Below are 17,657 nucleotides of genomic sequence, written 5' to 3'. Positions count from 1 at the left end.
CTCTCGGCCGCTGTCCACGCGTCGTGACCCCCGCCTACCCCGTCGCCGGGATCTCATGCCAGGCGATTTTCCCCTGAGCGGGTGGCGCTGGTCACGTCGTGCGCGTCACACCCCACGCGGCGCGCCCGGGGCGAAAGCCGCTTCACCCAGGGCGGAACGCCGATGCCTTCCCTCGGCGCCCGCTGTCCCTAGGCTGAGTGGGGTGAGCAACCCGACGCCGAACGATGCCCGTGCCATCCCCCTGCGCTCCGCACCGCCCCGGAGCCCGGCCGCCAAGGAGCCCCTGTGGCGCGACGTCGTCGGCGAGGTGCTGCGGCGCCGCCGACTCGCCCAGGAGCGCACCCTCCAGGACGTGGCCGACCAGGCCCGGATCTCCCTTCCGTACCTGTCCGAGGTGGAGCGCGGCCGCAAGGAGGCCTCCTCGGAGGTCCTCGCGGCCGCCGCCCGGGCACTCGGGTTGGGCCTGGCCGACCTGCTCTCGCTCGCCCAGCGGGAACTGGTGCGGCACAGCGTCGTGACACGTCCGACGGGCCGGGGCACCGCGCCCACGGCACGCCGGGACGGGCTCTGCCTGGCCGCCTGACCGGCGGTGCCGTCGTCCTCCCCGACGGCCGTCGTGGTGTCAGACGAGGGCGAGCCGCCGGCTGAGCACCTCGTCGGCCAGCCCGTACGCGACGGCCTCCTCGGCGGTGAACACCTTGTCCCGGTCCATGTCGGCGCGCAGGATCCGCACCTCGTGGTGGGTGTGCCGGGACAGCACCTCCTCGGCCTGGGCGCGGATGCGGACCATCTCCTTGGCCTGGAGGCTGAGGTCGGCGACCGTGCCCTGCCGCCCCCCGCTGGCGGGCTGACCGAGCAGGACGCGTGCGTGCTGGAGCACGAACCGGCGCCCGGGCTCGCCGCCCGCCAGCAGCACGGCCGCGGTGGAGGCGGCCTGCCCGACGCAGAACGTCGAGATCGGCGCCCGCACGAACGTCATCGTGTCGTAGATCGCCATCAGCGAGGTGAACGATCCGCCGGGGGAGTTGATGTAGATCGAGATCTCCTGCTCGGGGTTCGCCGACTCCAGATGCAGGAGCTGCGCGATGACGACGTTCGCCACCCCGTCGTCGATCTCCGTCCCGAGGAAGATGATCCGCTCGGCGAGCAGCCGGCTGAAGACGTCGTACGACCGTTCGCCCTGCGCGGTGCGCTCGACGACATGGGGAACCGTGTAGGAACTCATGACAGTCCCACCCGTCGGCGCGCGGCGGCCGGGCGGACGTCGGCGAGCGACGTCACCACCTGGTCCACCATCCCGTACTCCCTGGCCTGCTCCGCGGTGAACCAGCGGTCCCGGTCGCCGTCCCGCGCGATCGTCTCCGGGTCCTGTCCCGTGTGCTCGGCGGTGATCCGCTCGATGGCCCTCTTGGTGAACTCCAGGTTCTCGGCCTGGATCTCGATGTCCGCCGCGGTGCCGCCGATGCCCGCCGACGGCTGGTGCATCATGATCCGCGCGTTCGGCAGGGCGAACCGCTTCCCCCGCGTGCCCACCGTGAGCAGGAACTGGCCCATGCTGCCGGCGAAGCCCATCACCAGCGTGGAGACGTCGTTGGGGACGAGCCGCATGGTGTCGTAGATGGCGAGCCCGGCGGTGACCGAGCCGCCCGGACTGTTGATGTACAGGCTGATGTCGCTGCGCGGGTCCTCCGCGGAGAGCAGGAGGAGCTGGGCGCACACCCGGTTCGCCGAGACCTCGTCCACCTGGGTGCCCAGCAGCACGATGCGCTGGGCGAGGAGCTGGGCCGCGAGGTGGTCGTCGTACCGGCTGGGCGGTGTGTCGCCGTCCTGGGCCAGGGGCGTGAGCGGGGGCGGTGCAGTCATCACCGGATCTCCTTGTCGTCGTGGCACGGATGCCCTCTCGACCCCACTGTCGACCGGGTGCGGTGCTCGCGGACGGTTTCTCTGCCCGGGGCAGATTCGCCGAGAGCGCAGCGCCCGCTCAGCCCTTCTCGCGCAGCTGCCGGAAGAAGGCCCGGACGTCGTCCACCAGCAGGTCGGGCTCCTCCATCGCGGCGAAGTGCCCGCCGCGGTCGAACTCGGTCCAGCGCACGATGTTCTCGGTGCGCTCCGCCCGGTGGCGCAACGGGACCTGCACCTCGGCCGGGAAGACGGCGAGCGCGGTCGGCGCCGTGGACGGTTCGCCCGGAGCGGCGGCCCGGCCCGAGGCGTGCGCCCGCTCGTAGTAGATCCGGGAGGAGGAACCGGCGGTGCCGGTGAGCCAGTAGAGCGAGGCGTTCGTCAGCAGCCGGTCCCGGTCGACGGCGTCCTCCGGCAGCTCGTCGCAGTCCGTCCACTCCTTGAACTTCTCCACGATCCAGGCGAGTTGCCCGACGGGCGAGTCGGTGAGCGCGTAGGCGAGGGTCTGCGGCCGGGTGGCGTGCAGGACCGCGTACCCCGTGCCCTCCCGCTGCCACTGCGACCAGCGGCGCCACGAGGTGAGGGCGCGCTCCCGCTCCTCGGGGCTCAGCGCGGCAAGCTCCTCCGGGGTCGGCTCGGTCACCGCCTGCGCGCCCGGCAGCAGGTTGAGATGGACGCCGAGCACCCGGTCCGGGCGGACCCGGCCCAGCTCGCGGGAGATCGCCGCACCCCAGTCGCCGCCCTGCGCGCCGAAGCGCCGGTAGCCCAGACGGTCCATCAGCTCCGCCCAGGCGTGCGCGATCCGGCCCGCCTCCCAGCCGGTGTCACGGGTGGGCCCGGACAGCCCGAAGCCCGGGATGCTCGGGAGCACGACATGGAACGCGTCGGCCGGGTCGCCGCCGTGGCGGACCGGGTCGGTCAGGGGGCCGACCACGTCGAGGAACTCCACGATCGAGCCCGGCCAGCCGTGGGTGACGACCAGGGGGGTGGCGTCCGGTTCGGGGGAGCGGACATGGGCGAAGTGCACCTGGGCGCCGTCGATCTCCGTCGTGAACTGCGGCCACTCGTTCAGCCGCGCCTCGGCCGCACGCCAGTCGTAGTCGTGCCGCCAGTGGCGCACGAGCTCCCGCAGATAGCCGCGAGGCACGCCGTAGGCCCAGCCCACGCCGGGCAGCTCGTCCGGCCAGCGGGTCCGGTCGAGACGGTCGTGCAGGTCGTCCAGGTCGGCCTGGGGGACGGACAGGGTGAAGGGGTGGACGGCGGCGGTGGCGGGCTTGGAGATCATGGGGCGGATGCTAGGCGCTCCGCGCGGGTGGCGGGGTGTGCCTGAGGGTGGCGTTGTCCCGCGGGCGGGGTCGGGGTTCTCGCGCAGTTCCCCGTGCCCCTGTTCGGGGTGGTCGCGCGGTTCCCCGCGCCCCTGGCGTGCCGGGGCGGTCATGGTGCGGGCCGCAGGCCGTGTCGTGCCGGGCCGATGAGTTCCGGAGGGAGTATCGGTCTGTACAGGTGACACCGCATCTCACTCCGGGAGGTACCCATGGCTGCCGAGGGATTCACCACCTGTCTCTGGTTCGACGGTCGCGCGGAGGAGGCCGCACGGTTCTACGTGTCCCTCTTCAAGGACTCCAGCATGGGACGGGTCGGCCACTACACCGAGGCCGGCCCCGGCCCGGCAGGGTCCGTGGTCGCCGTCGACTTCGTCGCGAACGGCCAGCGGTTCGTCGCCCTGAACGGCGGCCCCCTGTTCACGTTCAGCGAGGCGGTCTCCTTCCAGATCCACTGCCGCGACCAGGCGGAGGTCGACCACTACTGGGCCCGCCTCACCGAGGACGGCGGCGAGCCGGGCCAGTGCGGCTGGCTCAAGGACAGGTTCGGCGTGTCCTGGCAGGTCGTCCCGGACGGCCTCGTCGACATGATCGGCGACCCGGACCCGCTGAAGGCGACCCGCACCACCCGGGCCATGTACGCGATGGGCAAGCTCGACATCGCGGCCCTGAGGCGCGCGTACGAGGGCGAGGGCTGACCCGCCATGGGCGTCGAGCTCACCGGCACGTACACCACCCTTCAGGACGGCCGGCCCGCCGTCCGGTTCGACCGGGTCTACGACCAGCCCCTCGGCCGCGTCTGGCGGCTCGTCACCGATCCGGACGCCCTCGCCCGGTGGTTCCCCTCCCGCGCCGAGTTCGAGCTGCGCCCCGGCGGCGCCGCACGCTTCAGCGGGGACCCGCACATGCCCGAGTCCACGGGCACGGTGCTGGCCGTCGACGAGCCCCGGCACCTCTCCTTCGCGTGGGGAGGGGACGAACTGCGGTTCGACCTGGAGGAACCGGGCCGGGCGCGGACCCGCCTCACGCTGACCGACGTGCTCGCACAGGGGAACGCCGCGGCACGCAACGCCGCGGGGTGGGAGGTGTGCCTCGCCGCCCTGGACGCCGTGGTCCGGGGCGAGGACTCCCCGGGGCCGCACGACGGGCCGGGCACGACCTGGAAGGAGTTCTACGCGGCGTACGTCGCGGCCGGGACGCCCTCGGGCGCGCCCGTACCGGGCCAGGAGACCTGAGGGTCAGGCGAGCTGGCGTCGCACCAGCTCGTGCAGCCGGCCCGTCGGGTCCGCGAGGAGCCGGGCGGGCGGCCCCTGCTCGGCGACCTTGCCGTCCGCCATCACGATGACCCGGTCCGCGTCCAGCACCGTGGACAGCCGGTGGGCGATGACGACGCGGGTGGCGTTCAGGGCCCGGGTGGACTCGATGACCGTGCGCTGGGTCTCGTTGTCCAGCGCGCTGGTCGCCTCGTCGAAGAAGAGGATGCGCGGCCGCCGGATCAGCGCCGACGCGATCATCAGGCGCTGCCGCTGTCCGCCGGAGACCGCGCCGCTGCCCTGGACGATGGTGTGCAGCCCCATCGGCATCCGCTGGATGTCCTCCGCCAGCCCCGCCATGCGGGCCGCCTCCATCGCCTCCTCGGGCGTGTAGGGCTCGGTGCCGCAGATGACGTCCAGGATCGAACCGCTGAACGGCTGGGCGTGCTGCAGCACCACCCCGCACTGGCGGCGCACCGCCGACTGGTCCAGCGCGGCCAGGTCCTGGCCGTCGTACAAAACGCTGCCCGAGACCGGCTTGTCGAAGCCGATCAGCAGGCGCAGCAAGGTGGACTTGCCGCAGCCGCTGGGGCCGACGATCGCCACGAACTCGCCGGGCCGTATGTCGAAGGAGACGTCGTCGAGGACGAGCGGGCCGTCGTCGGAGTAGCGGAAGGACAGCCTGCGCGCCTCGATGCCGCCGGACAGCGGACCCGGTCGGGTGCTCGCCGTGCGGACCTCCGGGACGGCGTCCAGGACCGGCTTGATCTCCTCGAACAGCGGCAGCGCCGCCACCACCGACACGAACGCGCCGGTGAGCTGGGTGACCGAGGTCAGCAGCATCGTCACCGAGGTGGTGAAGGTCAGGAAGTCCGGCGCCGACAGCGCGCCCCTGGCCGGTCCCGCGAGCAGCATGAACAGCAGCAGTGAGCACAGCGGCAGATAGACCGAGCCCAGGACCGTGGTCAGGTTCTTGATCCGGCCCACCTTCTGCTGGAGCTCCCGGCTGCGCGCGAACTCCTGCGCCCAGGACGCGTAGGCGTAGTTCTCGGCCGCCGCCACCCGCAGTTTGGGCAGCCCCCGCAGCGTCTGGAAGGCCTGGTTGTTCAGCTTGTTGGAGAGCTTGACCAGGCGCCGCTGCCAGCGCACCTGCCACAGCCCGAGCCCGAGGAAGACCCCGCCGATCACGACGAGCATGCCGATCGCGGCCAGCGCCATGGGCACGCTGTACCACAGCAGCAGCCCCAGGTTCATCGCGCCCACGGTCACCGACTGCGCCACCACCGGCCCGACCCCCGCGAGCAGCCGCCGGATGGCGCTGATGCCCATGGCCGCCCCGGCCAGCTCGCCCGTGGACCGCTCGGCGAAGAACTTCGTCGGCAGCCGCAGCAACCGGTCCCACACAGCGGGCTGCAGCGTCGCCTCGATCCGCCCCTCCAGGCGCAGGATCGTCAGGTTCTCCAGCAGCATGAACGCCGCCGCCACCACACCGGTCACCATCAGCGCGAGACAGACCCGCACGATCGGACCCTGCTCGGCCCGCGGCACGTACGCGCCCAGCACCTTGCCGGTGGCGATCGGCACCAGCGCGCCGATGGCGACGGTCACCAGTCCGCTGAGCAGCAGCGCGAGCAGATCGCTCCGGGTGCCGGACAGGGTGAAGCGCATCAGCCGCAGCGGGCTCAGCCCCCGCTCGGGCAGCGGCCGGTAGAACATCACGGCCCGTGGCTCGAACTCGGGGGCGTTCGCCTTCTCGACGGGAGTCTCCCGGCCCGAGGACGGCTGCACGGCGACATAGCCGCCGCGCCGCCACAGCAGCGCGACGGGAGCGCCGGACAGGGCTCGGTGGCCCACCATCGGCCCGATGTCGTCGCGCCACCAGCGCCCGTCCAGCCGTACCGCCCGGGTACGGACCCGGGACGCCAGGGCGATGCGTTCGACCGGGTCGAGACGGTCGCTGTCGGCGCCGGCCCGCGAGGGCTCCGCGAGAGTGATCCCGGCGGTGCCCGCCACCAGTCGGCAGGCCGCGTAGGTGGCGTCGGCGTCGGCCGCCGTGGTCCGCGTCGCCGACGACTTGCCGATGGAGGCGAGCAGCGTGCGGTCGGCCTCGACGCGTACGGCCTCACCCGCCTTGATCCCGGCGGCCGTCCGGCTCTCGTGGGTGCGCTCCACCTGTTCGATCCACCGGTCGAGGGTCGCCAGCAGCCGGTACTGCTGGTCGACCATGCTCTGCCAGATCGCCGGATCCATCAGCAGGTCGGCCGCGGCGTCCGCGCCGTACAGGGAGCCGTACTGGACGCTGCCCGGCGGCACCTGCATCCAGAACACGTCGTCGTCGGTGATGTCGGCGGCCCGCTCGGTGGCCATCGGCGCCTGGAAGAGGATGGACAGCCCGCGGCCGACGCCCAGCGCGAGGGCGTGCTCCAGCGGGCTCGTCGTGGGCGGAACGTACTGCGGGTTCCCGTAGGCGTCGTAGGACCAGGTCTGGGTGTCGACGGGCTGGTACAGCTCCCGCAGCTGGATGCGCCGGACCACGCAGTCGCGTACGGGCCGGGCGACCAGGGTGTGCTGCGGGCCCGCGACCGGGCCGAGCAGCAGCGAGCCCGCCTCCAGCCGGCCGAGATGGTGCCAGTGGCCCTGGGCGGCGGCGTCCACCGCGAACAGGTCCAGCGCGCCGGACGCGACGAGCCACAGCACCTGCGGCCCCTGAAGGTCGAGCCGCCCCGTCCCGGAGCAGTCCAGGGGGGTGCCCATCTGGCCGAGGGCCTGGAGCACGAGGTCGCCCTCGTGCGCCGTCTCGTGGACCGCCGTCATCTCATCGCTCCCTGACCAGCGCGGAGTACACCCCGCCGGCCGCCACCAGGGCGTCGTGCCGCCCGCGTTCCACGATCGTGCCGTGCTGGAGCACCACGATCTCGTCGCTGTCGCGCACGGTGCTGAGCCGGTGCGCGATCACCACACAGGCGCAGCCCCGCTTGCGCAGGCTGTCGATCACCCACTGCTCCGTCTCGGCGTCCAGCGCGCTGGTCACCTCGTCCAGGACCAGGATGCTCGGGTCGCGCACCAGGGCACGGGCGATCTCCAGACGCTGGCGCTGCCCCCCGGAGAAGTTGCGCCCGTCCTGCTCGACCCGGCTGTGGATGCCGCCCGGCCGCCGCATGACGACGTCGTACAGCGCGGCGTCCCGCAGCGCGGCCACCACCGCCTCGTCCGGTATCGAGGGATCCCACAGGGCCACGTTGTCGCGGACCGACCCCTCGAACAGGAAGACCTCCTGGTCCACGAAGGACACGGAGGCGGCGAGCGCGCCGCGCGGGATGTCCTCCAGGCGCTGCCCGTCGATGCGGATCACGCCCTCCCACGGGGTGTACAGACCCGAGATCAGCCGGGACACCGTCGACTTCCCGCTGCCCGAGCCGCCCACCAGGGCGACCTGCTGCCCGGGCCCCACCGTGAGGCTGAAGCCGCTGAGCAGCGGCTTGTCGAGCGGGCTGTAGCCGAAGGTGATGTTCTCCAGCTCGACATGGCCGTGCAGCCGCCGGGCCGAGTCGCCCGAGCCGGAGCGGCCGTAGAGCGGGTCGGCCTGGAAGTTCTCCACGTCCTTCAGGCGTGCCACGTCCGCGGCGAAGTCCTGGATGCGGCCCGCGACGCCGTTGAGGCGGGTGATGGGCGCGGTGAACCGGGTCACCAGCGCCTGGAAGGCGACCAGCAGGCCCACCGAGATGTGGCCCTCGATCGCCCGCAGTCCGCCGATCCACAGGATCAGCGCGCTGTTGAACGTGGCGAGCGTCGGGGCCACCACGCCCAGCCACGCGCTCGGCACCCCCAGGCGCTGCTGCTCCTCCAGCGTGGTGGCGTGCTGGCCGGCCCACTTGCGGAAGTAGCCGTCCTCACCGCCCGTCGCCTTCATCGTCTCGATCAGCTGGAGCCCGGTGTAGGCGGTGTTGGTCAACCGCGCGCTGTCCGCGCGCAGTTTCGCGGTGCGGGTGGCCCGCAGGCGTACGACCACCCGCATCGCCACCACGTTCAGCAGGGCCACCCCGATCCCGACGAACGTCAGCTGGGGATCGTAGGTGTAGAGCAGCACCGCGTAGAGCACGACGACGACCGCGTCCACCCCCGCCGCCGCCAGGTCGCGGGCGAGTGTCTCGGCGACCGCGTCGTTGGACTGCAGGCGCTGCACCAGGTCGGCGGGGCTGCGCTGGGCGAAGAACGTGACGGGCAGCCGCAGCAGATGCCGCAGGAAGCGGGCACTGGACAGGGTGGAGGAGATGATCCGGCCGCGCAGCAGGTTCGCCTGCTGGAGCCAGGTGAGCAGCAGGGTGAGCAGGACACACGCGCCCATCGACGTGAACAGCACGCCGAGCAGCGAGGTCTGACCGCCGATCAGGAACGTGTCGATGTAGGTGCGGCTGAGCGCGGGCACCGCGGCACCGACGGCGACCAGCAGCAGGCTCGCCAGGACGGCGGCGGGCATGGTGCCCGACGTGCCGCGCAGCCGGGCCGGCATGGCCCCGAGGACGCCCGGCTTGCGCCCGCCGCGCGAGAAGCCCTCGCCCGGCTCCATCACCAGGACGACCCCGGTGAAGCTGGTGTCGAAGTCCTCCATCGGCACGAAACGGCGGCCCTTGCCGGGGTCGTTGACGTAGACGCCCCGGCGGCCGAACCGCCGCCCCATGCCGTCGTAGACGACGTAGTGGTTGAACTCCCAGAACAGGATCGCGGGCGCCTTCACCTCGGCGAGCGCGGCCGTGTCCATCTGCATGCCCTTGGCCGTCAGGCCGTAACTCCGCGCCGCCTTCAGCAGGTTGCTGGCACGCGAGCCGTCACGGGAGACACCGCAGGCGATGCGCAGCTCCTCCAGCGGGACATGGCGGCCGAAGTGGCCGAGCACCATCGCCAGGGAGGCCGCGCCGCACTCCACGGCCTCCATCTGGAGCACGGTGGGGGTGCGGACGGTCCTGTGCCCGCCCTTCGGCACGGTGCGCCGCGGCGGCGCGGCGCGGCGTCTGCCCCGCACCGGGGGCAGGGTGTCCTGGGGTGCGGTCATGGCAGCAGCCAATCGACGGGACGCTGAGGGGCCATCCGGATCGAACCCGTGGCCAGGGTCATGGAGGAGAGGGTGAAGGGCGGGCCGTCCGCGGTGGACCACCGGTAGCCGCTCTTCGTGGCCGAGGACCGGTCGAGGCGCACGAGGACGGCCACGGGCCGTCCCTGACGGGTGAACTGGCGCCCGAGCTGGTCGTCCCCGAGGAACGCGGAGATCTGCTGCGCCGATTGCGCCGCACGGTCCACGGAGCGCACATGCCCGCGCAGTACCCCGTACTGCTGGGCGGGCACCGACTCCACGGTGAGGTCGACGGCGGCGTTCGCCGGGATGGAGGCGGCGCTCTGGGCGGGGACGTAGACGGTCGCGTACAGCGGGTCCGAGGCGTGGGCGACCTTCTCCACCGAGGCGACGTTCGCGCCGGTGCGGATGATCTGGCCGATGGTGGCGGCGAGCGCGGAGACGCGGCCCGCGGCGACCGTGCGCACCAGCGAGTCGCCCTGGCTCGTACGGACCTTGAGCACGGGCGCGTCGGCGGGCAGCCGTTCGCCCTCCTTGGCCAGGACGGCGGTGACCTGTCCGGACACCGGGCTCTGCAGGATGTAGCTGCCCTGTCCGTGGGTGAAGACGGCGGGGGCGCCGACCGTGGAGTTCACCGAGCCGGTCACGGCCCATACGCCGGCGGCGGCCGTGGCGAGCACCGTGACGGCGAGCACCAACCAGCCCTGGGGGCGCGCGAAGCGCACGGGGAGGTCCAGATCCTCGGGTGACTGGAGCTTGGCGAGGGCCTGTTGGCGGAACTGCACGGGACTATCCCTCACCTGTCCTGCGGTCGAAGAGGGTCATGGCGTCCGAGAGTCCCGGAACCGGGGAGTGGTTCCGGGACTCAGCGGTGCACGGGTTCGGTCAGAGACCGGAGACCAGCTGGGTGACCGGGGCGGTGTTCAGCCCGGTGACACCCTCGACCGTGCCGACGGCCGTGCCGGCCAGCGCCGAAACCGGGGCGACGCCGTCCACCAGGCCGGTGACGGTGCCCACGGCGTTCAGCTGCAGACCACCGGACACGGCGTCCAGCTCGGCGTCCGAGATCTCAGCGGTCTCAACCTGGTTGAAGTTCATGATGGAACTTCCCTTCATATGGGTATTCACAAGGGGGAGAGCGGCCCCCCTCTGGGGGACAGACGGTCGGCCGCCGCCGCGAGGACTGGGGAACCCGGTACCGGGATCCCGTGGAGCGGCCCCGCGGCGTTAGGGATCAAAGCACGGGGCCGCGCGCCGACTCCACTCAAGCAACGCTCCCACCTGCGCAATTGAGGGCCAGGGGCCGTCAGACGTGCAGGAGTGCGCACCGCTTGGCGGCGACTTCTTCACACCCCGGGCGCCCTCGCCGTACCCGGCGCCCTTGCGCCCGGTAGGCGGAATGGGACAGTCCGCTCCAATGGCGCGCAGCCCGGCGCATGTCTGTGGAGATAGCCCCGCCGCGGTGACTTGGTTGCGTATTCAATGTGTAGATTCCCTGAAGCATGGATTCCGCTTCGTTTGCCGCACGGAACGTGACTGGGCGATCACGCGGAGCGTCTGGCCGGAACGGGGTCGGTGCCTGTCCTCCGTGCGGCCCCGGCGGACGCGTTTGCCGCCTATTTCATCCTTTCGCATACGCCAACTCGGCCAGTTGCGCGCAGCGTTGAACGCCCCCTGCGCGGCGTGCGTATCAACAGGCATCCAGGCGCCCCAGTCGGCCGCCGCACGGCGGCACGGACCTTGTCCCCAGGAGGTCAAGAGTTGAGTCACAAACGCATACCCAAGCGCAAGGCCGCGATCGCGGTTGGAAGCGTGGCGGCGCTCGGAGCTGCGGCCCTTCTGCTCCCCAACGCCAACGCGTCCCAGACGGGCGGGGCGGGCGACGCCACTCCGAAGACGTTCCGGGCGAACGACGTCCCGACCCTCGCCTCCCAGCTGTCGTCCCAGCTGGGCGGCGCCTACGCGGGGGCGTACTACGACGCCGGCAAGAAGCAGATGGTCGTCAACATGGTCGGTAGCGACAGCAATGTCGCCGACGCCATCACCAAGGCGGGCGCGATCCCGCACCAGGTGCGCAACAGCACCGCCGCCCTCAAGGCCGCGGCGAAGACCCTGCGGGCCAAGGCCACGATGCCCGGCACCGCGTGGGTCGTCGACCCCAGGACCAACGAGATCAAGGTCAGCGCCGACAGCACGGTCAGCGGCTCCCACTGGGACTCGCTGCAGTCGACGGTCAAGAGCCTCGGCTCGGGTGTGGCCACGGTCAAGAGGTCCGGCGGCTCGTTCAAGACGCTGGTGTCGGGCGGAGACGCCATCTTCGCCCAGGCGAACGGCGGCGGCGTCCGCTGCTCCCTCGGCTTCAACGTCACCGCCAGCGACGGCAGCCCCGCCTTCCTGACGGCCGGTCACTGCGGCGTCGCGGCCAAGCAGTGGTCCGACTCGCAGAACGGCCAGCCGGTCGCCACCGTCGACAAGGCCACCTTCCCCGGCAACGACTTCTCCCTCGTCAAGTACGACGACCCCGGCACCCAGGCGCCGAGCGAGGTCAACGCCGGCAACGGGCAGACGGTCCAGATCACCAAGGCCGCCGACGCGGTGGTGGGCCAGCAGGTCTTCCGGATGGGCAGCACCACCGGACTGCACAACGGCACCGTCACCGGCCTCGACGCCACCGTCAACTTCCAGAGCGAGACCAACCCGGGCGGCACGGACACCGTCACCGGCCTCATCCAGACCGATGTCTGCGCCGAGGCCGGAGACAGCGGCGGCTCCCTGTTCACGCAGGACGGCAGCGCGGTCGGCCTGACCTCGGGCGGCAGCGGCGACTGCAAGAGCGGGGGCGAGACCTTCTTCCAGCCGGTGACGGCCGCCCTCCAGGCGACCGGCGCGACACTCGGCGCGGGCGGTGGCGCGGGCGCGGGCGACCAGAGCGGTGCGGGTGCCGGTGATCAGTCCGGTGCGGGTGCGGGCGATCAGTCCGGTGCCGGCGCTGGTGACCAGTCAGGTGCGGGTGCGGGCGACCAGTCCGGTGCCGGTGCCGGTGATCAGAGCGGTGCGGGCGCGGGCGACCAGAGCGGTGCGGGCGCGGGCGACCAGAGCGGCGCGGGCGACCAGAGTGGTGCCGGTGACCAGTCCGGTGCCGGCGACCAGTCCGGCCAGTCCATGGGCAACGGCGCGAGCGACGGCTCCGCGCTGACCTCCGGCAACTGACGGAGTCCGGCGCCGCCGGATCCGCGGGCGGTCCGGCCCTCCCCGGGGAGGGCCGGACCGCCGCCGTCTCACGCGGGCAGCGGTGCGCGCAGCAGGAGCAGGGCCACGTCGTCCAGCCGCTCGTCGGCCGTCGCGGTGTCCCGCACCAACCGGTCGGCCAACGACTCCAGCGGCTCGTCGCCGCCCTGGGCGAGCCGCTCACCCAGCTCCGCCAGGGCGTCCTCGATGTCCACGCCGGGCGACTCGATCAGCCCGTCGGTGTAGAGCGCCAGAACCGACCCCGGGGTCAGGGTGAACTCGCTGGTCGGATAGGTGACAGGCCCCTGGATGCCGAGCAACGGCCCGCCGGCCAGATCGAGCACCTTCACATGCCCGTCCGGTCCGCGCAGCAGCGGCGGCGGATGCCCGGCCCGCGCCATGACCACGCGGCCCCGCCCCGGGTCCAGCCGCAGATAGACACAGCTGGCGAAGAGCTCGGCCCCCAGCTCGATCAGCAGCCGGTTGGTCCCGCGCATCACCTCCGCGGGTGACTGCCCCACGGTCGTGTACGCGCGCACGGCCGTACGGATCTGGCCCATCAGGCCCGCCGCCGTCACGTTGTGCCCCTGGACGTCACCGATCACCGCCACCGCTCCGGCGCCGCTGGCCACGAGATCGTAGAAGTCGCCCCCGATCTCCATGCCCAGCGTGGCGGGCAGATAGCGGGCGGCCGCCTGGAGACCCGGCAGACGCGGCAGCGAGTGCGGCAGCAGCGCCTCCTGGAGCCCGTGCGCCAACTGGTGCTTGGCGTCGTAGAGGAGGGCACGCTCCAGGGCCTGGGCGATCAGTCCGCCCAGACTCGTCAGGACCGCCCGCTCGTCGGCCGGGAACACATGCCGCTCGGCGTACGCGAGCACACAGGTCCCCACCGGCCTGCCCGAGGCGATCAGCGGCAGGAACGCCCAGGAGGCCATCCCGTCCGGGAAGTCCCGCCGCCGGGGATACAGGTGCTCCAGCTGCTGCCAGGAGTCGAAGAAGGCGGGCACCCCGGTGGTCAGGACATGCGTGCCGGGCAGCGGCTCCGTCAGCGGCACACCGTGCCACCGCTCGATGACCGAGGCGTCCTCGTACCCCTGGTGCCCGAGCACGTGCAGCCGCCCGCCGTGCGCCCCGAGGATCGCGAGCGCGCTGCTGCCCACCGCCGGCGAGATCTCGTCGGCGACCAGCCGCACCACGTCCTGCACCCCGGCCGCCTCGGTGAGCGCGCTGGCGAGGTTCAGCACCTGCGAGATGGTCACCAGCCGCGGGGGCCCCTCACCCGGCCGTGCCCCGGCGCGGCTCATCTCGGAGACGGCCCGCGCCCGGGTGATCCGCAGGCTCAGCCCGTCGCCGCTCGGATACAGCCGGAAGGACAGCCAGTCGCCCGGCGGGCGCAGCGCCACGAACGACGTCGTCTGCTGGCTGATCAGGGCCGCCCGGTAGCGGTCCTCGTACATCGGGTCGTTCAGCCACGGCACCGCGGCCCAGAGCGGCGCGCCGACCAGGGAGCCGGCCGGGACACCCAGCAGGCTGAGCGCGGCGGGGTTCGCGTACTCGATCCGGCCGTGCATGTCGAGGGCGCACATCCCGTACGGCAGCCGCGCCACCATCCGGGCCGCCTCGGCCGAGCCGGGCAGGGCCGCGGGGGCCGGCATGGTCAGGGGGTCGCGCAGCTCGGGTTCGGAGCCGATCGGCAGGCTCGCCGCATCGGCCCGCTCCAGGCGCTGGGCCAGGCGTGCGCAGGCCGCGGTGAGATGGTTCCGTTCCCAGTCGGACAGCTCGGGCGGATGGGAGCTCGGCCAGGTCACGTAGATCGCCCCGAACGCCGTGTCCTCGGTGACCAGGGGCACCGCCGCCAGGGCGAACGGGTACGGCAGCACCACCGCGATCCGCGGGAAGCGGGCCGCCATCTGCTCCTCGCCGCTCACCCAGACCAGCCGCCGTCGCCGCAGCGCCTCGGCGACCGGCAGCGGGGCACCGATACTGATCCTCTCCCAGGGGGTGGTGAAGGCGCGGGGGAGCCCCGCCTTGACCGCCATCTCCAGGACGGGTTCGTCGGGGGAGAGCAGATACACCGCGCCCGAGTGGCCGTGGACGTCGTCCAGCAGGGCGGTGAGGCTCAGCGAGAGCAGCGGGTGCGCCACGGGCGCGGTCAAAGACCGCTCCCGCGTCGGCACCGGCCGGTCGGACACGCCGACCACCTCCTCGCACGGCGGGCACTGTGACGTGCCCCCCGTTCAACAAGGCTCTCGCCTGGCGTGGCATCGCGCACGGCGGATGGACGCCGGGCCGCACCCGAGCGCCCGGACCGGGAGCCGTGCCGTGTGCCGACACGGCGGGTCGGGGTTGTGCACAGGGGCTGCGCGGGCGGCCGGGAATTGCTGTAATGACGGGGTGGGCGGTGAGGGCGCTGCGGGACGCAGATCGAGGACGCTCCGTGCCGGACTTGCCCTGAAGACGCTCAGAGCCCTTGGCCCCGACACCGATCCGCGGGAGCGCCTGCGCCGCGTCCTCGAACAGGTGCTCGTCTTCGCCGGGGCGAGCTGCGCCGCCGTCTACAGTGCCGACGAGCACGCCGACCGCCTGTCCCTGGCCGCGGCGGTGGGTGTGCCCCGCACGCTCTACGGCCTGCGCGACACCTACCCGCTCTCCGGCAAGGACCCCGTGGCCAGGGCACACCGCTCGGGGCGGCCCCGGCGGCTCGCCGCCGAGGACCTCGGCCGCACGGCGCACGCGGACCGGCCGCCCGGCGAGAGCTTCACGCTGCTCGTCCTGCCGCTGCAGGACGGGGGATCCCTCCTCGCCGTCAGCGACCGCCCCGAGGGCTTCGACGCCGGCGAGCGCGACTGCCTGGAGCTGATCGCCGACGCCGTCCCCGGCCAGGCCTCGGCCCAGGACGTCACAGTCACCCACGAGACCGGCGGCAGCTCCTTCACCCTGGCCATGGACACCGGCCGGGTCGAGGTCGACGACGACGTGCTGGAGCTGTTCGGCATCGACCCGCAGGCGTTCGACGGCCGGGTGGAGACCCTCCTGGCCCGCACCGTGCCCGAGGACCTGCCCGCCCTGATGTCGGTGGTCGAGGCCGACCACCTGACCATCGGAGACCGCGAGCTGGAACACCGCGAGCTGGAGTTCCGCATCCTCGGACCCTCGGGCGAACCCGCGTGGCTGCGCCTGCGCGCCCACGTCCTGCCCGCCGAGGACGGCCGCCCGGCCCGGATCGCCGGCACCGTCGCCGACGCCTCCACCCTGCGCCCCGCGGTCAGCGACGTCACCCGGATCCAGCGGCTCGCCGCGTCCCTGGCCACCGCGGGCACCGTCCGCGACGTCAGCGAGGCCCTGGTCGCCGCCCTGCGCGGGCCGCTGCGCGCCGACCGCATCGCCGTCGCCGAGCTGGAGTCCGAACGCCTCGTCGTCAGAGTGCTCGACCCGCCCGAATCCGAGGCATGGCCCGAGCTGTGGCGGACCGAGTGGCGCTCGGACTGGCCCGACGCGCCCGTACGCGCCATGCCCACCCTGGCCGCCGCGCTGCGCGAGGGCCGCCCGGCCGTCTGGCCCGCCGGCACCGACCTGGAAGCCGCCCTCGCGGACGTCGGCCCCGGGGGGCTCGCCGTGCTGCCGCTGCCCGCGGCGGGCAGCATGGCGGGCGCCTGCCTGATCGGCTGGGACAGCCCGCACGAGTTCGGCACCGACGAGCGTGCCCTGCTGACCGCCGTGGCGGGGCTCGCCGGGCAGGCCCTCGTGCGCGCCCACGCCTTCGACGCCGAACACGAACTGATCGGCATGCTCCAGCGGTCCCTGCTCCCGCGCAGACTGCCCCGGCTGCCAGGGGCGGACGCCGTCGCCCGCTACCTGCCCACCACCGCGGCCCTGGAACTGGGCGGCGACTGGTACGACGTGATCCCCCTCGCGGACAACCACGTCGCGCTCGTCATCGGCGACGTCCAGGGCCACAGCGCCGCCGCCGCCGCGCTCATGGGCCAGATGCGCACCGCGCTGCGCGCCTACGCCGTCGAGGGCCACCCGCCCGACGTCGTCGTCTCGCACGCCAACCGGCTCCTGGTCGGCATGGAGTCCGACCTGTTCGCCACCTGCCTCTACGTCGACGTCGACATGGAGGAGGGCTCCGCCTGGTACGTCCGCGCCGGCCACCTCCCGCCGGTGCTGCGGCTGCCCGACGGCTCGACGCACATCCCCGAGTCGGAGGGCGGCCCCCCGCTCGGCGTCGTCGCCCGGGCCGACTTCCCGATGAGCCCCCTGCGGCTCACCCCCGGCACGGTCCTCGCGCTGACCACCGACGGCCTCGTGGAGTCCGCCGACGTCGACCTGGAGACCGGGCTCGCGCGGCTGGCCGCCGGGCTGTCCGCCGCGGACCCCGCGGACCTCGGGCTCGTCGCCGACGCGGTGCTCGCCGAGGCGAACCGCGGCGACGACGTGGCCCTGCTGCTGACGCGCTACGACGGGATGGACCTGCGCCCGCTGCGGGAGAGCTGGGCGGTGTGGCGCCTGCCCGAGGCGGTCCGGCACGCGCGCCGCTTCACCCGGCGCACCCTGCGCGGGTGGGGCACGGCGGCGGACCCGGACGCGGCACTCCTGATCGTCAGCGAACTCGTCACCAACGCCCTGGTCCACACCGACGGACCGGTCCGGCTCGACCTCACCCTCCTGGACCACCGGCTGCGGATCGCGGTCGCGGACTCCTCGCCGCGCACGCCGGTCAAGCCGACCCGTATCGGCTGGGAGGCCACGGGCGGCCGGGGCGTCCTGCTGGTCGAAGCCGTGTCGGTGACCTGGGGCACGCTTCCCGTCAGCGGCGGCAAGCAGGTGTGGGCGGAGATCGCCGTGGCGCGCGGACCGGCGGACGGCGCGCGCGGGTGAGCCGAC

The 17,657-nt window shown here is 73.0% G+C and carries 13 protein-coding genes; 5 read left to right on the top strand and 8 right to left on the bottom strand.

Annotation, left to right across the window (positions count from 1 at the left end):
- The first annotated feature begins 202 nt into the window (after positions 1-202).
- Positions 203-583: a helix-turn-helix transcriptional regulator gene (locus AB0C59_RS24425; RefSeq protein ID WP_363007980.1), complete on the top strand. Its 381-nt coding sequence runs from the start codon at positions 203-205 to the stop codon at positions 581-583.
- 39 nt (positions 584-622) lie between these two features.
- Here AB0C59_RS24425 and AB0C59_RS24420 read toward each other — a convergent pair whose 3' ends face one another.
- The 3 genes from AB0C59_RS24420 to AB0C59_RS24410 all read right to left on the bottom strand — a co-directional run bounded on the left by AB0C59_RS24420 (position 623) and on the right by AB0C59_RS24410 (position 3,184).
- Positions 623-1,225 carry an ATP-dependent Clp protease proteolytic subunit gene (locus AB0C59_RS24420; RefSeq protein ID WP_363007978.1) on the bottom strand — a complete coding sequence of 201 codons (603 nt, stop codon included), beginning with the start codon at positions 1,223-1,225 and terminating at the stop codon, positions 623-625.
- Positions 1,222-1,863 (bottom strand): ATP-dependent Clp protease proteolytic subunit, encoded by a 642-nt coding sequence (locus AB0C59_RS24415; protein WP_363007976.1) that lies wholly within the window; start codon positions 1,861-1,863, stop codon positions 1,222-1,224. Before AB0C59_RS24415 ends, AB0C59_RS24420 begins: the two co-directional genes overlap by 4 nt.
- A gap of 118 nt (positions 1,864-1,981) precedes the next feature.
- The gene (locus AB0C59_RS24410; protein ID WP_363007975.1) at positions 1,982-3,184 is read right to left on the bottom strand and encodes an epoxide hydrolase family protein; all 1,203 of its coding nucleotides are present in this window, start codon (positions 3,182-3,184) and stop codon (positions 1,982-1,984) included.
- Positions 3,185-3,433: 249 nt separating this feature from the next.
- On the opposite strand from AB0C59_RS24410, the gene AB0C59_RS24405 reads away from it, so the two are divergent.
- Together AB0C59_RS24405 and AB0C59_RS24400 are read left to right on the top strand one after the other, a co-directional pair.
- Positions 3,434-3,919, top strand: coding sequence for a VOC family protein (locus tag AB0C59_RS24405; protein ID WP_363007974.1), 486 nt, complete (start codon positions 3,434-3,436; stop codon positions 3,917-3,919).
- Positions 3,920-3,925: 6 nt separating this feature from the next.
- Positions 3,926-4,456 (top strand): SRPBCC family protein, encoded by a 531-nt coding sequence (locus tag AB0C59_RS24400; RefSeq protein WP_363007972.1) that lies wholly within the window; start codon positions 3,926-3,928, stop codon positions 4,454-4,456.
- A 3-nt stretch (positions 4,457-4,459) separates the two neighbouring features.
- On the opposite strand, the gene AB0C59_RS24395 is transcribed toward AB0C59_RS24400, so the two are convergent.
- From AB0C59_RS24395 to AB0C59_RS24380, 4 genes are all read right to left on the bottom strand, one after another.
- Entirely contained in the window at positions 4,460-7,288 is a 2,829-nt protein-coding gene (locus AB0C59_RS24395) for an NHLP bacteriocin export ABC transporter permease/ATPase subunit (protein ID WP_363007970.1), read from the bottom strand.
- A gap of 1 nt (position 7,289) precedes the next feature.
- On the bottom strand, positions 7,290-9,524 hold the full coding sequence (locus AB0C59_RS24390) for an NHLP family bacteriocin export ABC transporter peptidase/permease/ATPase subunit (protein ID WP_363007968.1): 2,235 nt from the start codon (positions 9,522-9,524) through the stop codon (positions 7,290-7,292).
- Positions 9,521-10,327, bottom strand: a complete 807-nt coding sequence (locus AB0C59_RS24385; RefSeq protein ID WP_363007966.1) for an HlyD family efflux transporter periplasmic adaptor subunit — start codon at positions 10,325-10,327, stop codon at positions 9,521-9,523. Before AB0C59_RS24385 ends, AB0C59_RS24390 begins: the two co-directional genes overlap by 4 nt.
- A 100-nt stretch (positions 10,328-10,427) precedes the next feature.
- The gene (locus AB0C59_RS24380; RefSeq protein WP_363007964.1) at positions 10,428-10,640 is read right to left on the bottom strand and encodes a type A2 lantipeptide; all 213 of its coding nucleotides are present in this window, start codon (positions 10,638-10,640) and stop codon (positions 10,428-10,430) included.
- A 663-nt stretch (positions 10,641-11,303) separates the two neighbouring features.
- Between AB0C59_RS24380 and AB0C59_RS24375 the strand changes: the two genes are divergently transcribed.
- Positions 11,304-12,752 carry a S1 family peptidase gene (locus AB0C59_RS24375; RefSeq protein WP_363007962.1) on the top strand — a complete coding sequence of 483 codons (1,449 nt, stop codon included), beginning with the start codon at positions 11,304-11,306 and terminating at the stop codon, positions 12,750-12,752.
- Positions 12,753-12,820: 68 nt separating this feature from the next.
- Here the strand turns inward: AB0C59_RS24375 and AB0C59_RS24370 are convergent, their stop codons facing one another.
- The gene (locus AB0C59_RS24370; RefSeq protein WP_363007960.1) at positions 12,821-14,962 is read right to left on the bottom strand and encodes a SpoIIE family protein phosphatase; all 2,142 of its coding nucleotides are present in this window, start codon (positions 14,960-14,962) and stop codon (positions 12,821-12,823) included.
- 202 nt (positions 14,963-15,164) lie between these two features.
- Between AB0C59_RS24370 and AB0C59_RS24365 the strand changes: the two genes are divergently transcribed.
- Positions 15,165-17,651, top strand: a complete 2,487-nt coding sequence (locus AB0C59_RS24365) for a SpoIIE family protein phosphatase (RefSeq protein WP_363007958.1) — start codon at positions 15,165-15,167, stop codon at positions 17,649-17,651.
- Positions 17,652-17,657: the final 6 nt, after the last annotated feature.

Source organism: Streptomyces sp. NPDC048664 (genome assembly GCF_040650555.1).
Classification (GTDB): Bacteria; Actinomycetota; Actinomycetes; order Streptomycetales; family Streptomycetaceae; genus Streptomyces.
The sequence above is the reverse complement of the archived record's forward strand: the minus strand, read 5'-3'. Positions and strand labels throughout refer to the sequence as shown.